The following is a 14,236-nucleotide window of genomic DNA, read 5'->3' on the forward strand; positions in this document are numbered from 1 at the left end:
CACTCCTTCCGTACGAGGCAAGTACACCACTTTACAAAATTCATTCAAATAATCGAACTTACCCACCCAGTCGGAACCGACAGTAAAAATATCTATATTATATTTTTGTATATCATCTATCTTTTGCCCCACGTAATCTTCAATAATAATCTCGTCGGCATAACCTGTTTTTCTGACGGCCTCCACGCGCTCCAAGACATTATTTTTGACATTGAGTTTACCCCGCTCCCGATCAAAACGATCAGACGTCACACCTACAATAAGATAATCACCTAGTTCTTTCGCCCGTTTCAATAAATTTATGTGACCTTGATGCAAAACATCATAAGTGCCGTATGTTATAACCTTACTCATAAAATCATCTTTAGTATTCTTTCCAATACCTGTTAAATTCTACCACTCCATCTATCGAAAACAAAATTAAAGAAATTTATCGTCTTACCGACATTTTTGCGATGAATTTATAGTATAGGTAAAAACACGTCACTCATTCAAAAGCACAATTAATGAAAGCCTCATCCATCATAGGTTGCAGACGTTCCCACACGTATTCCACGGAAAGTAGATCAAATAACTCTTTTTCCGTTCTCCCCTCAATTACCTGCCCGGGAAACATATCAAAAGGACTCACGCTCTGATAACGCGGATCATTGGACGGCAGCCATCTAGGTAGTTCAACCCAAGGCGGGTAAATAGCCAGTCCCGGCAAGTGACACGCCTGCGCAATATGCCGGGGGCCACCTTCATTTCCAAAAAAGAAATCGGCTGTTTCCAGCATGGATACCAATTTCCGTAACGAATCGGCCTCTATATTAATAAAAATATGCTCGTCTTTCCCCATATCCTCGTACAATGTCAAAGCCGCAGCCTTTTCTTCCCGAGAATAATTAAAAATCAACTGGGCATCATAACGCTGAATGATACGATATAATATCTCCTTCATTTTCGCCATATCCCAAGCCTTCCTCGCCACTCTGGTAAAAGGAGTACATACCACGATAAAGCGAGAAAAATTAATTCCCTTTTGTTCCATGTAGCTCTTGAATTCTACCGTTTCCAGTTCTGTCACGTACAACCGAAAATCAGTGGTCATTACCAACTTCCCTTCTCGCTCCAAGGGCTGTAACAATAACAGATTTCTCACGACTTCATCCAAGTCATCATTCACGTGATTACGTACCCTGTAATTATGAAAAAAATGATTATAAAATTTAGATGTTCCTATTCGGTATCTCGTTCTTAAAGAAAAGGCACTGAACCATAAGGTTTTTATCGTGGCACGAGTATCGATGATCACGTCATAACGTTCCGTTTTCATCAACTGCCGGACTTTTCGCAAGTATTTAAAGAAATGATTATTTTCTTCATCTGAAAAGGTGATAATCTTATCTATATCCGGATGATTTTCAAACAAAGGAGCAATATGATCATTCAACACGTAATGAATCTCCGCCTCCGGAAAACTTTTTCGAATAGAGCTACAGATCACGACTGACAGTACCGCATCTCCTATTCTCCTAAAGCGAATCACCAATACTTTTTTTACACTCATAATCCTTGCCCTTTTCTATATAATACGGGATTCAATTCCGGATCGTTATACATTTTCATCTGTTTGTAGACTTTCATGTATTTACGTCCCGTTTCTATATCTTCCAAAAGTTGATTGATCGCGAGTATTAAATCTCTTTTCTGTTCCAGCAACACGCTTAGCTTATCATCACACTCCTTTACATGTACTTGAGCAACCTCTCTACGCTGCACCTCCTGTTCCATGTGATAAATTTTCAAACACAAAATAGATAACCGGTCTATCGCCCATGCCGGACTCTCCGTGTTCACGGTAGCGCAAGATAAGATTCTCACGTTTTTATATTTATCCCAGAAATATCCATCCAGCAATTCGACCAAATCCGTCCGACGTTGATTCAACCGATCTATACGTCGTTTGATTTCCAACGCTTTCACGGGTTCTATATCCGGATCTCGAATGACATCCTCCAAATGCCACTGGACTGCATCTACCCAATTTTTGAGAAACAAATAATATTCTATTGATTTATACTCGTATGGATTTTCCATGTCAGCATCAACACAATCCTGCACGTGATAACATGACGTACTCTCCTCAAAAATCCGATAGCATAATTCTGCAAATAACATAATACCCTTTTTCAATCCAATTATTATTACAAAAATAGCAAAAAGTATTCCAATTATAACCTTTCCCTATGCAAATCCCCTTTAAGATCTTATAACAACTTTATTTCGGCCATAAAGCTTTATTTCGGGATATTCCTATTCGAAAAAATTATATTTTTTATCTTTGTTCCAAAATAAATCGGCAGTTTATGAAAAGGTATTTATTCTTTGTTTCGTTATCATACGCTTATCCTATTTTAAGACCCATCCAATCAGAGATTTGGCGACGAGGAGATGAGGTCGCATGGTTCTTCACCTCTCCTTGTGATCAATATTTACATGAAGGGGAAAAACAATTGAAAACAATCAAAGAAGTCATGGAATACAATCCGATTGCCGTCTTTGCCCCGGGGAATAAGGTATATGATTTCTTTCCCGGTGTTAAAGTCCAAGTTTTTCATGGGTTCTCGATAGACAAGCGTCCCGGAAGAGGTGATCATTTCCGCATCCGGGGATTATTCGATATATTCTGCACGCAAGGAAGTACTTCCACCCCTCATTTTCTGGAACTTGAAAAACAATATCGACATTTCAAGGTATATGAAACTGGTTGGAGTAAAACCGATCTGTTTTTTCCGCTCGTCCCGAAAGAAAAAAATCCGGTACCAACTATTCTATACGCCTCAACGTTTACTCCCGGCATAACTTCTACCCCCCATTTATACGATGAAATAACACGGCTGGCCAAAGAAAAAAACTGGCAATGGTTAATTACCTTCCATCCGAAAATGTCTCCGGAAATCGTGGAAAAATACAAGAATCTGGCCAATGCATTAGATAACGTCAGTTTCTACGAGGGAGATAATAACGTGGAACTTCTGCAAAAAGCGGATGTCCTCCTATGTGACAGTTCATCCATCATCATCGAATTCCTGTTCTTTGACAAACCTGTTGTAACTTACAAAAACACGTCTCCGGGGAATTATCTTATCGATGTAGATTCCCCCGAGTTGATTGAACCTGCTATCGAAAAAGCCCTAACACGTCCCAAAGAACTAATGGATAATATCCGAAAATACACCGATAATCATCAACCTTATAGAGATGGGCGCTGCTCAGCCCGTATTCTCGATGCCGTGGATGACTTTATAGCCAAGTACAAGGGGAAAATTAAAAGAAAACCGCTCAATCTTTTTCGAAAATTACAGACCCGTTGGCAGGTAAAGTATTTTCCTTTCGGACCCCGCTACACGGCCTCAAAGTGAACGATTTTAAATACCCAAATTATTATATAACAAATAGATACACTACCATTTCGTTCACAAATTCTCATCATAAATAGAGGAAAGTTTTTATCTTTGCGAAGATAATAACACCAATAATCACTATTATCTCCAAAAGATAGAAAACAGCAAATTGCTAAAATTAATAAATGATCGTTTTTTGATATTTTCAAAAATATTGCTATTATGCTGTTTTTATGTTGTTTAGCTAGCTTCTTTATGTCGATAATTTGCCTACTGTTCTCACCCGATATTATTTATTTTATATGTAAATAATATGTATAATGTTAATTTTGTTATTTAGAATGAATTTAACAAGTAGAATTGAAATGTAAATATATGTATCAATATATTTATTGTATTTTTAATCTAAAAAATGGCTCTATGCGTTAGTGGGTGATGAATTTGTGTCGTGAATGAATAACATATTTTTACCATTTACTGGAAAGAGAAATAGCTTTCGGGGGAGATCGCACGAAAAATTTAGGAGAAGAATGTGTAGAATCAAACATGAAAAAAGGAGCTGTCTCCTTAAAAAACAGCTCCTCGTTTATTTATTAAAAATTGTCTTATTTGTTGGTGTGCATGATAGCAGCCTGAGCGGCAGCCAAACGTGCGATGGGTACACGGAACGGTGAACATGAAACGTAGTCCATGCCCACTTTGTCACAGAAAATCACGGAAGAGGGTTCTCCACCATGTTCTCCACAGATTCCGAGTTTCAACTTGCTGTTGGCTGAACGTCCTTTTTGGGCTCCCATTTGAACTAATTGTCCCACGCCTTCTTGATCCAATACGGCGAACGGATCGGTTTTCAAGATACCTTTCTTGATATATTCCGGTAAGAATTTACCAGCGTCATCGCGAGAATATCCGAAAGTCATCTGGGTTAAGTCGTTCGTACCGAAAGAGAAGAATTCTGCAACTTCTGCAATCTGGTCTGCGGTTAATGCGGCACGAGGAATTTCAATCATGGTTCCTACCATGTAATCTACTTTCACGCCCTTTTCTGCAAATACCACGTCAGCAGTGCAACGGATGATGTTCGCTTGTTGTCTTAATTCTTTCACGGTACCTACTAACGGAACCATGATTTCCGGCTTCGGGTTAAAGCCTTTCAGCTTCAAGTTACAAGCAGCTTCAATGATTGCACGGGCTTGCATTTCGGTGATTTCCGGGTAAGTGATTCCTAAACGGCAACCGCGGTGACCTAACATCGGGTTGAATTCGTGTAACGCATCCACTTTTTCTTTGACAACTTCTACTGAAATACCCATTTTTTCAGCCATGTATTTTTGAGATTCCGGCTCGTTCGGGGTAAATTCATGTAATGGCGGGTCTAACAAACGGATGGTAACTCCGAATCCGTCCATAGCCTCAAGGATTCCCTCGAAGTCACTTCTTTGCATCGGGAGGATTTTTGACAAAGCGATACGGCGTTGTTCAACGGTATCAGACAGGATCATTTCACGCATGGCGTCAATACGGTCGCCTTCGAAGAACATGTGCTCCGTGCGGCAAAGACCAACACCCTTGGCTCCGAAATCACGTGCTACTTTGGCATCACGAGGTGTGTCTGCATTGGTTCTCACGTACATGCGAGTATGTTTCTCGGCCAAATCCATGATAGTTTTGAAGTCATGGTCCAGTGACGCCTCGGTGGTGGCTACTTTACCCAAGTAAACTTCTCCGGTAGAACCGTTCAAAGAAATCCAGTCGCCTTCATTGATGGTAACACCTTTCACGGTAAAGGTACGTTTGTGGTAATCAACAACGATTTCTCCGGCTCCGGAAACACAGCATTTACCCATACCGCGGGCAACAACAGCCGCGTGAGAGGTCATACCCCCGCGTGCGGTGAGGATACCTTCGGAAACGTTCATTCCGCGTAAATCTTCGGGAGAAGTTTCCAAACGAACTAATACTACTTGCTCGCCTCTGTTTTTCCATTCTTCCGCCTCGTCAGCAAAGAACACGACACGTCCGCAAGCGGCTCCCGGGGATGCCGGTAAACCTTTGGTTAATACTTTTGCTTTTGATTGTGATTCTTTGTCGAATACCGGGTGAAGTAATTCATCCAGTTTTGCTGCTTCAAGGCGAAGAATTGCTGTTTCTTCATTGATCATGCCTTGTTCGAGCATGTCAACCGCCATTTTTACCATAGCCGTACCGGTACGTTTTCCGTTACGGGTTTGCAACATCCATAATTTACCGTCTTGGATGGTAAATTCAAGGTCTTGCATGTCGTGGAAATAGTCTTCCAATTTTTGTTGAACGGCATTTAATTCTGCGTAGGCGGCTGGCATGGATTCTTCCAGTGAAGGATATTTAGCGGCACGCTCTTCTTCTGAAATATTCTGCATTTTAGCCCAGCGGCGAGATCCCTCGATGGTAATCTCCTGCGGGGTGCGGATTCCGGCAACAACATCTTCTCCTTGCGCATTGATCAGGTACTCTCCGTTGAAAATATCTTCACCGGTAGCGGCATCACGCGTGAAAGCAACTCCGGTTGCGGAATTGTTACCCATGTTTCCGTAAACCATAGCTTGAACATTCACCGCTGTTCCCCATTCTTCCGGGATTTGATTCAACTGGCGGTACAGAACGGCGCGCTCCGTCATCCATGAATCGAACACGGCGCAGATGGCTCCCCATAATTGCTCCCACGGGCAGGTCGGGAAATCTTTACCGGTTTTGGTTTTAACGACAATTTTGAAACGACGAACAAGTTCTTGCAGGTCTTCAGCCGAGAATTCTGTGTCGTTAGAAATATTTTTTTCTGCTTTTAATTTGTCGATTTCAACTTCGAACGGGTTGTGTTCGCCTTTTCCGGCTGCAACGCCCATCACGACATCTCCATACATTTGTACGAAACGACGATATGAATCCCATGCAAATCTAGCGTTACCTGATTTTTCGGCCACGATTTTAACGGCATCATCATTCATTCCCAAGTTTAACACTGTATCCATCATACCCGGCATGGACACCCTGGCTCCGGAACGCACGGAAACTAAAAGAGGGAAGGCCTCTCCTTTTGATCCGAATTTGGCATTCATTAACTTTTCTGTAGCTGCAATGCCAGCTTTAACGTCATTCTCAATTAGTTTTACGACAGCGTCTTTTCCTTCTTGATTATAAAGGGTACAAACTTCTGTTGTAATAGTAAAACCAGCAGGAACAGGAACTCCGATGAGATTCATTTCGGCAAGATTGGCGCCTTTACCGCCTAGCAGGTTTTTCATGTCTGCTTTTCCTTCTGCTTTTCCGTCACCAAAGGTGTAAACGTACTTCGTACTCATAATTCTGTTAGATTTTTGCGTTTACCTCCTGACATTCAGGAGTGATTGTTTATAGATCATTCTTTTCTCAAAATTTCATCTTAGGAATGCAAAGATAATTTTTTTTCTTGAATATATAAATAGGGAAAAATAGTTAAAATCTACGCAAACGTATGAAATAGGTAACTTTCCGGTAAAAATGAGGGTACTCATAAAAAATTAGTGATCTTTGTTAAATTCTAAACAGATAAATATTTATTTTTGCGACCTGTTAATATTTTGTTCCAGATGAAATTTAGACCCGGTAAAAAACGATATAATGACTATCCGACTTTTTTTAAAACTCTTTTCGAGGAAAGAGTACAAAAGTTGTCGATAGATGGAGGATTCACTTGTCCTAACCGGGATGGGAGTAAGGGGGTGGGGGGATGTTCGTTTTGTAATAACGAGAGTTTTAACCCCGATTATTGTCGAGCGGTGCGGGGAATTACGGAACAGATCGATGAAGGCATCCGTTTCTTTGCCCGGAAGTATAAGGGACAAAGATATTTGGCTTATTTTCAGGCGTATTCGAACACGTATGCGCCGTTAGACGTGTTGAAGTTACGTTATGAAGAGGCTTTGGCTCATCCGATGATTTCGGGATTGGTGGTCGGGACGCGACCGGATGTCGTGAGCAAGGAAATTCTGGATTATCTGGAAGAGTTGGCTCAACGATATTATGTTTGCGTGGAATACGGGGTGGAGTCCGTGAATGATACTGTTTTACGTCAGGTAAACCGGGGACATGATTTTGCCGTTGCAGAACAGGCTATCCGTGCAACAGCGGGACGTGGAATAACGATTGGTGCGCATTTGATTTTCGGGTTACCGGGGGAAAGTCATGAATCCATGTTGGAGGGGGCTATTCGTTTGTGTGAATTGCCGATTCAAGTATTGAAACTTCACCAGTTGCAAATTGTGAAAGGGACTCGATTGGCGGAACAATACTTGGAAAATCCGGCACTCTTTCGTCTTTACACGTTGGATGAATATTTGGATTTTGTCGTGGAAGTTATCGAACGTATCCGGCCCGATGTTTATTTGGAGCGTTTCGTGAATCAATCACCTCCCGAATATTTAATCGCTCCACAATGGGGAATTAAAAATTTCGAGTTCACGGCAAAATTGGATAAACGTTTGGAAGAATTGGATACGTGGCAGGGAAGGTTGAAAGATAAAAGTTAAAGGTTAAAAACTAAAAGTTTAAATGAAGTTTATGGTTTCGGGTAATGTAGAATTTAAAATTTAGAGTTTAGAATGAAAGGACTACCCCCACCGGCTCCCCCTTGCACAGGGGGAGAGACAGACGCAAGAAGGTGTTTCAATGTAGCAATGTAGCGAGTCCTCCCCCTGTGCAAGGGGGAGTTAGAGGGGGTAGTTGGAAAGGTAAAATCTAAAATCATAAAATCAAAAATTAATTAATACATGGTAGGACAGGAGAAAGTATATGAAACGTTGGCAGCTCTGGGGATAGAGTTTGAATATACGGAACATCCGGCTGCACCGACGATCGAGATCGCCAGACAATATTGGAAAAATCTGGATAGTACACATTGCAAGAACTTGTTTTTCAGAAATCACAAGGGGAATCGTCATTATTTGGTAATTCTTCAATGTGATCATGATATGGCTATCCATGATATGGAAAAAATGTTGAAGCAGGGTAAGTTAAGTTTTGCCTCTGAAGCTCGAATGGAAAAATACCTGGGATTGCATCCCGGATCTGTAAGTCCTTTCGGCTTGCTGAATGACGTGGAACACCACGTGTACGTGTTCTTGGATAAACATTTACAAGAAGCGAAAAGATTATCATTCCACCCGAATGACAATCACGCCTCGTTAGCCATAAAAACGGAAGATTTCATCCGTTATATGGATTACGTGGGAAATGCTTACGAGTGGATCGAACTATATTAATAAAGAGAGAAATAATTTTCAATTTTTAACTTTCAATTTTCAATTAACATGATCAGTGTAGCCCAGGCAGTGGAAGGAATCGTGAAGCACAAGCCTTATTTGTCGGAATCTTTGGCGGCAGGGATTATCAATATCTCGGCTTTGGCCCGACAGATACAGGAAGAAGTGGAGAAATTATTGGGAAAGCCGGTAAATGCAGGTGCAATCGTGATGGCGTTGAATCGGTTGGCTCCTTATTTACAAGTGCGGGAACAGGTACAATTAAACAAGTTGCTGAATAACATGGGGGATATTATCCTGAGGAGTAACTTGTGTGATTACACGTTTAAAAATTCGAATACTCTGATGGATTGCCATATCCGGGTACTGAAATCCATTGCACGAAGAGATGAGGTCTTCTACACGATGGTGCAGGGGGTTTTCGAGACCAACCTTGTCGTGAGTGAAATCATGGAAGGGATGGTGGATGAACATTTCAAGGAGGAACAGTGTATTTTCAAAAAGAATGGTTTGTCGTCCGTTACGTTGAAGCTCCCTAAAGGAAATATATTGCAACCCGGTTTCTATTATTGCATAATGAAGGAGTTATCTTGGGAGGGGATCAACTTGACGGAGGTTATTTCTTCCACCAACGAGTTTACCGTTGTGGTAGATAATTCGTTAATAGACAAAACGTTTGTGGTGTTGAAGAACATCAGTCGGAAATAGTAAAAAGAAGAGTGTCGCAAAATTGAAAAGTGAAAATGTATGTTTTCGGGTAAAATTATTAATTTTGCGGGGAATGAATTAATTAAGAGTTATAATAGCGAATTTTGAAGATTAGATGTGAGTGCATTGTAATTTCAATTTTCGAATTTCAATTGATAAATTATGTTTGAGAATCTATCGGAGAGGTTAGAAAAATCGTTTAAGATTTTAAAAGGACAGGGAAAGATCACCGAGATCAACGTGGCCGAAACGCTTAAAGAGGTGAGACGTTCATTGTTGGATGCCGACGTAAACTATAAGATCGCGAAAGAGTTTACCAACACGGTAAAAGAAAAGGCATTGGGAATGAACGTGCTGACGGCCGTGAAACCGGGTCAGATGATGGTGAAGATTGTTCACGATGAATTGATCCAGTTGATGGGAGGGACCCATGTCGATATTAATATAAAAGGTAATCCGGCTGTTATCTTGATGTCGGGTCTGCAAGGTTCCGGTAAAACAACATTTTCTGGTAAACTGGCTAATTTGCTGAAGACAAAGCGGGGAAAACATCCTTTGTTAGTAGCCTGTGACGTTTATCGTCCGGCAGCTATCGAGCAGTTAAAAGTGCTTGGTGAGCAGATCGGGGTACCCGTGTATAGCGAGGAAGGAAACAATGATCCTGTGAAAATTGCCTTGAATGCCGTGAAAGAGGCCCGGGCTACAGGTAAAGATGTCGTGATTGTCGATACTGCGGGACGTTTGGCTATTGACGAGCAGATGATGAATGAAATTGCTGCCATCAAGAAAGCAATCGATCCGGAAGAGACCCTTTTCGTGGTGGATGCCATGACCGGACAGGATGCCGTGAACACGGCGAAGGAATTTAACGATCGTCTGAACTTTGATGGTGTGATCCTGACCAAGCTGGATGGTGATACTCGTGGTGGAGCGGCATTGTCTATTCGTACCGTGGTGAGTAAGCCGATTAAATTTGTCGGTACGGGTGAAAAACTGGAGGCTCTTGATGTGTTCCATCCCGAACGTATGGCTGACCGTATCTTGGGTATGGGTGATATTGTTTCTTTGGTTGAAAAAGCTCAGGAGCAATTTGACGCGGAGGAGGCGAAGAAGTTACAGAAAAAGATCGCCAAGAATCAGTTTAATTTTAATGACTTCTTGAGCCAGATTCAGCAGATCAAGAAGATGGGTAACATAAAAGATCTGGCATCCATGATCCCGGGTGTGGGTAAAGCATTGAAAGATGTGGATATTGATGATGATGCGTTTAAAGGAGTTGAGGCTATCATTTACTCGATGACCCCGGAAGAGCGGGAGAATCCGGAACTAATCAACGGTTCTCGTCGTAAACGTATTGCATCCGGTAGCGGTACCACTATTCAAGATGTAAATCGCTTGTTGAAACAGTTCGATGAATCCAAAAAGATGATGCGAATGTTATCCAAGGGCGGTAAGATGATGGGGAATGCCCCGATGAAGAGACGCTAAAGATTTTAGATTTTAAATTTTAGATTTTAGATTTAATCCTTTTATCAGGTTTGAATTTGAGGTTTAAGATTTAAAATCAAATAGATAAAATTGTGATTTTAGATTTTACGTGAATGTTCATGTGAAATTTAAAATTTGAAATCTAAAATTTAAAATTGATTAGATGGAAATTATTGACGGTAAAAAAATTTCAGCACAGGTAAAGCAAGAACTTGCAGATGAAATCGCTGCTTTCGTGACAGAAGGGAAAAAGATTCCGCATTTGGTTGCTGTGCTTGTAGGAAATGACGGGGCTAGCGAAACGTACGTTGCTAGTAAAGTGAAAGCCTGTCAGGCGGTAGGGATGAAAAGTTCAGAATTGCGTTATGGTGATGACATCACTGAAGAGCAGTTGTTGGCAGTCATTGATAAGTTGAACGAGGACCCCGATGTAGATGGGTTTATTGTGCAGTTACCTCTCCCGAAACATATTTCCGAAGAGAAAGTTTTGAACCGTATTCATCCGGATAAGGATGTGGATGGTTTCCATCCTTGTAACGTGGGCCGCATGGTGTTAGGATTACCGACTTATTTACCGGCAACCCCGGCAGGTATCGTGGAACTGCTGACCCGTTATAATATTCCGACAGAAGGCAAACATTGTGTTGTTGTCGGAAGAAGTAATATCGTGGGAACACCTATGGCAGTGTTAATGTCCCGGAAAGCCAAAAATGCCAATTGTACCGTTACTTTATGTCATAGCAGAACGGCGAATTTGAAAGATATTACTCGGCAGGCGGATATTTTGATTGTGGCGATTGGTGTTCCGCACTTCCTGAAAGAAGATATGGTGAAAGAAGGTGCTGTTGTGGTGGATGTCGGGATTCATCGTATTCCTTCGGAAACAGCAAAGAATGGTTGGAAATTAGTAGGAGATGTGGATTATGACCACGTGGCTCCTAAATGTTCATATATTACTCCGGTTCCCGGTGGTGTGGGACCGATGACTATCGTGACTTTGTTGCAAAACACGATAAAAGCGTGTAAAGCAAAACATTAAATAATTGAAAGTTGAGAATTGAAAATTGAAAATGAAAGATGATTTCTTTTTTTAATTTTCAATTTTCAATTTTGCATTTTCAATTGATCTATGGTTCTCAATTATATCTGGATTTTCTTTTTTGGTGCGGCATTTATCGTGGCGCTTTGTAAATTGATCTTCATGGGTGATACAGAAGTTTTTTCTGCCATCGTGAAGGCCACCTTTGATATGTCAAAAACGGGGTTTGAAATCTCGCTAGGTTTAACGGGTGTATTAACTCTGTGGATGGGAATCATGAAAATTGGAGAGCGGGGAGGGGCTGTGAAAGTGATGTCATGGTTGATTAGTCCTTTTTTCCGGAAGTTGTTTCCGGAATTACCACCGGATAGTCCGGCATACGGTTCAATTATGATGAATATCGCGGCGAATATGCTTGGGCTGGATAATGCCGCAACTCCCGTGGGACTGAAAGCGATGCAACAAATGCAGGAGGTGAATCCTCATAAAGATCGGGCTTCCAATGCGCAGATTATGTTTCTGGTGCTGAATACTTCCGGTTTGACGATTATCCCGGTTTCCGTTATGGTGTATCGGGCTCAAATGGGGGCAGCGAATCCGGCGGATATATTTATTCCGATATTATTGGCTACTTACGTGTCCACGTTAGCCGGCCTGATTGCGGTGGCGGTGTACCAGCGCTTGAACCTGTTTAACCGGGTTGTTATGGCTTATTTGATTGGAGGAACCTTGGCCGTGGGTGGTTTAATCTGGTATTTTTCCGGGTTGGACAAGGAAACGATCACAACGATTTCCACGGTAGCTAGTAACGTTATTCTTTTCTCGATCATCACAGCTTTTATTGTCATGGGGGCTTGGCGTAAAATAAATGTGTACGATGCGTTTATTGATGGCGCAAAAGAGGGTTTTTCCATTGCAGTAAAAATCATTCCGTATTTAGTGGCGATTCTTGTGGCTGTCGGGGTGTTTCGGGCAGCGGGAGCGATGGATATGTTGATGAGTGGATTGGAACGTTTGTGTCTGGCTTGTGGATTAGATGCTGATTTTATACCGGCCTTGCCTACGGCCTTGATGAAACCGCTTAGTGGAAGTGGGGCGCGCGGGCTGATGATTGACACCATGAACACGTTCGGGGCAGACTCTTTCGCCGGGCGATTGGCGTCAACTTTCCAAGGGGCTACAGATACGACATTTTATATTATCGCCGTGTATTTTGGTGCAGTGGGGATTAAAAATACACGTTACGCAATACCTTGTGGATTGATTGCCGATTTTGCGGGTATCATTGCTGCTTTGGTGATGGCTTATATCTTTTTTGCATAGTAGAATCTAAGGGTGTTATTTGCCCGACATAACTGATCGGAGCTCGCTTACGGTCACTAAAATATAAATAGCAAGTTCCGTCATATTGAATATCCATGTTCAGATAACAAATATCTTGGTTGGAGCGAACGGTTATTTGATAGGCAATAGCTTTCTTTTTTCCGTCTTGATAAATTTTTACCGTGCGACTGAATAATACCGTGTTGAAAGAAACTGAATCTAAGTGTGAATTTGATGTCCATGTAGCTCTGCCGAAATAAGGAAGTTGTGTCGTTACCAGGGAGTCATTTATGCTTAGATAACAATTTTGTGGGTTAATGTCAATGTTGGCACCCGCCCCCGGTGGTGTGAAAAGTGTTTGTACGGTAGGGGTCGCAATGTAGAACTTAACAGTGAATTGATCACTATTCACCAGTGCCAGTGTTTTCTGAAACTCTTTTTCGAAACGAATTTCTTTTTTATTCTGAGCTTGACCTGTTGTAAAGAACAGTATTCCAATCAAAAAGATGAATGTAATTCTTTTCATATTTCCCTTTTTTGAGTACTATACGTGGGTAGATTGAAAATGTTATAAATATATTTTCTACGAAAAGTTTGTATTGTTACGAAATTTTCGTAGATTTGCGAAAGAATCGTAAATAAATAGTTCGTATGGAAAAATTGACACATCAGGAAGAAGAGGTAATGTTGATCATCTGGCAGGTGAAAAGTGGCGTGATAAAAGATTTTTTGAATCGGATGGAAGAACCGAGGCCGCCTTACACGACGGTCGCTTCTATCGTGAAGAACTTGGAGAAAAAAGGATTCCTGACCAGTAAGAAGCATGGAAATATTTACGAGTATATTCCCGTCATGGATGAAAGTGAATATAAAACGAAATTTATGTCCGGGGTGGTACGTAATTATTTTGAAAATTCTTACAAGGAGATGGTGACGTTCTTTGCTAAAGAACAAAAGATTTCGGCAAAAGATCTCGAAGAGATCATAAAGCTAATAGAGAAACAATAAAATGT

13 protein-coding genes are annotated in these 14,236 nt (G+C 41.3%); 8 read left to right on the forward strand and 5 right to left on the reverse strand.

Annotation, left to right across the window (positions count from 1 at the left end):
- The 3 genes from AB5542_RS02110 to AB5542_RS02120 form a co-directional block, all read right to left on the reverse strand.
- A partial coding sequence (locus AB5542_RS02110; RefSeq protein WP_368242972.1) for an adenylyltransferase/cytidyltransferase family protein occupies positions 1-354 on the reverse strand: 354 nt, incomplete at its 3' end.
- A 133-nt stretch (positions 355-487) separates the two neighbouring features.
- A complete protein-coding gene (locus AB5542_RS02115; protein WP_279039900.1) occupies positions 488-1,552 on the reverse strand; it encodes a glycosyltransferase family 9 protein in 1,065 nt (354 codons plus the stop codon).
- Complete coding sequence (locus AB5542_RS02120) at positions 1,549-2,163, reverse strand: DUF4254 domain-containing protein (protein WP_279039902.1); 615 nt, start codon at positions 2,161-2,163, stop codon at positions 1,549-1,551. Before AB5542_RS02120 ends, AB5542_RS02115 begins: the two co-directional genes overlap by 4 nt.
- A gap of 188 nt (positions 2,164-2,351) precedes the next feature.
- On the opposite strand from AB5542_RS02120, the gene AB5542_RS02125 reads away from it, so the two are divergent.
- Positions 2,352-3,407 carry a CDP-glycerol glycerophosphotransferase family protein gene (locus tag AB5542_RS02125; protein ID WP_279039903.1) on the forward strand — a complete coding sequence of 352 codons (1,056 nt, stop codon included), beginning with the start codon at positions 2,352-2,354 and terminating at the stop codon, positions 3,405-3,407.
- A 587-nt stretch (positions 3,408-3,994) separates the two neighbouring features.
- Here AB5542_RS02125 and ppdK read toward each other — a convergent pair.
- The gene (gene ppdK / locus AB5542_RS02130) at positions 3,995-6,727 is read right to left on the reverse strand and encodes a pyruvate, phosphate dikinase (protein WP_279039905.1); all 2,733 of its coding nucleotides are present in this window, start codon (positions 6,725-6,727) and stop codon (positions 3,995-3,997) included.
- Between the two features lie 267 nt (positions 6,728-6,994).
- On the opposite strand from ppdK, the gene AB5542_RS02135 reads away from it, so the two are divergent.
- The 6 genes from AB5542_RS02135 (at position 6,995) to AB5542_RS02160 (ending at position 13,223) form a co-directional block, all read left to right on the forward strand.
- A complete protein-coding gene (locus AB5542_RS02135) occupies positions 6,995-7,933 on the forward strand; it encodes a TIGR01212 family radical SAM protein (RefSeq protein WP_279039907.1) in 939 nt (312 codons plus the stop codon).
- A gap of 240 nt (positions 7,934-8,173) precedes the next feature.
- Entirely contained in the window at positions 8,174-8,665 is a 492-nt protein-coding gene (locus tag AB5542_RS02140; protein ID WP_087421068.1) for a prolyl-tRNA synthetase associated domain-containing protein, read from the forward strand.
- 48 nt (positions 8,666-8,713) lie between these two features.
- A complete protein-coding gene (locus tag AB5542_RS02145; protein ID WP_087421069.1) occupies positions 8,714-9,373 on the forward strand; it encodes an aspartate kinase in 660 nt (219 codons plus the stop codon).
- Positions 9,374-9,535: 162 nt separating this feature from the next.
- Complete coding sequence (gene ffh / locus AB5542_RS02150; RefSeq protein WP_087421070.1) at positions 9,536-10,861, forward strand: signal recognition particle protein; 1,326 nt, start codon at positions 9,536-9,538, stop codon at positions 10,859-10,861.
- Between the two features lie 163 nt (positions 10,862-11,024).
- Positions 11,025-11,900, forward strand: coding sequence for a bifunctional methylenetetrahydrofolate dehydrogenase/methenyltetrahydrofolate cyclohydrolase FolD (gene folD / locus AB5542_RS02155; RefSeq protein WP_279039910.1), 876 nt, complete (start codon positions 11,025-11,027; stop codon positions 11,898-11,900).
- 90 nt (positions 11,901-11,990) lie between these two features.
- Positions 11,991-13,223 carry a nucleoside recognition domain-containing protein gene (locus tag AB5542_RS02160; RefSeq protein ID WP_279039912.1) on the forward strand — a complete coding sequence of 411 codons (1,233 nt, stop codon included), beginning with the start codon at positions 11,991-11,993 and terminating at the stop codon, positions 13,221-13,223.
- Here AB5542_RS02160 and AB5542_RS02165 read toward each other — a convergent pair.
- The gene (locus AB5542_RS02165; protein WP_118304348.1) at positions 13,183-13,749 is read right to left on the reverse strand and encodes a DUF4251 domain-containing protein; all 567 of its coding nucleotides are present in this window, start codon (positions 13,747-13,749) and stop codon (positions 13,183-13,185) included. The two genes, AB5542_RS02160 and AB5542_RS02165, sit on opposite strands and share 41 nt — an antisense overlap.
- A 125-nt stretch (positions 13,750-13,874) precedes the next feature.
- Here AB5542_RS02165 and AB5542_RS02170 point away from each other — a divergent pair, with 125 nt between their 5' ends.
- On the forward strand, positions 13,875-14,231 hold the full coding sequence (locus AB5542_RS02170) for a BlaI/MecI/CopY family transcriptional regulator (RefSeq protein ID WP_087421074.1): 357 nt from the start codon (positions 13,875-13,877) through the stop codon (positions 14,229-14,231).
- Positions 14,232-14,236: the final 5 nt, after the last annotated feature.

The organism is Butyricimonas sp. RTP31003st1_G1_RTP31003_210430, from assembly GCF_040920905.1.
GTDB lineage: Bacteria > Bacteroidota > Bacteroidia > Bacteroidales > Marinifilaceae > Butyricimonas > Butyricimonas paravirosa.

Coding starts and splice junctions, on each gene's coding strand:
- AB5542_RS02115 (WP_279039900.1), bottom strand. CDS start 1,552: ATGAGTGTAAAAAAAGTATTGGTGATTCGCTTTAGGAGAATAGGAGAT.
- AB5542_RS02120 (WP_279039902.1), bottom strand. CDS start 2,163: ATGTTATTTGCAGAATTATGCTATCGGATTTTTGAGGAGAGTACGTCA.
- AB5542_RS02125 (WP_279039903.1), top strand. CDS start 2,352: ATGAAAAGGTATTTATTCTTTGTTTCGTTATCATACGCTTATCCTATT.
- ppdK (WP_279039905.1), bottom strand. CDS start 6,727: ATGAGTACGAAGTACGTTTACACCTTTGGTGACGGAAAAGCAGAAGGA.
- AB5542_RS02135 (WP_279039907.1), top strand. CDS start 6,995: ATGAAATTTAGACCCGGTAAAAAACGATATAATGACTATCCGACTTTT.
- AB5542_RS02140 (WP_087421068.1), top strand. CDS start 8,174: ATGGTAGGACAGGAGAAAGTATATGAAACGTTGGCAGCTCTGGGGATA.
- AB5542_RS02145 (WP_087421069.1), top strand. CDS start 8,714: ATGATCAGTGTAGCCCAGGCAGTGGAAGGAATCGTGAAGCACAAGCCT.
- ffh (WP_087421070.1), top strand. CDS start 9,536: ATGTTTGAGAATCTATCGGAGAGGTTAGAAAAATCGTTTAAGATTTTA.
- folD (WP_279039910.1), top strand. CDS start 11,025: ATGGAAATTATTGACGGTAAAAAAATTTCAGCACAGGTAAAGCAAGAA.
- AB5542_RS02160 (WP_279039912.1), top strand. CDS start 11,991: ATGGTTCTCAATTATATCTGGATTTTCTTTTTTGGTGCGGCATTTATC.
- AB5542_RS02165 (WP_118304348.1), bottom strand. CDS start 13,749: ATGAAAAGAATTACATTCATCTTTTTGATTGGAATACTGTTCTTTACA.
- AB5542_RS02170 (WP_087421074.1), top strand. CDS start 13,875: ATGGAAAAATTGACACATCAGGAAGAAGAGGTAATGTTGATCATCTGG.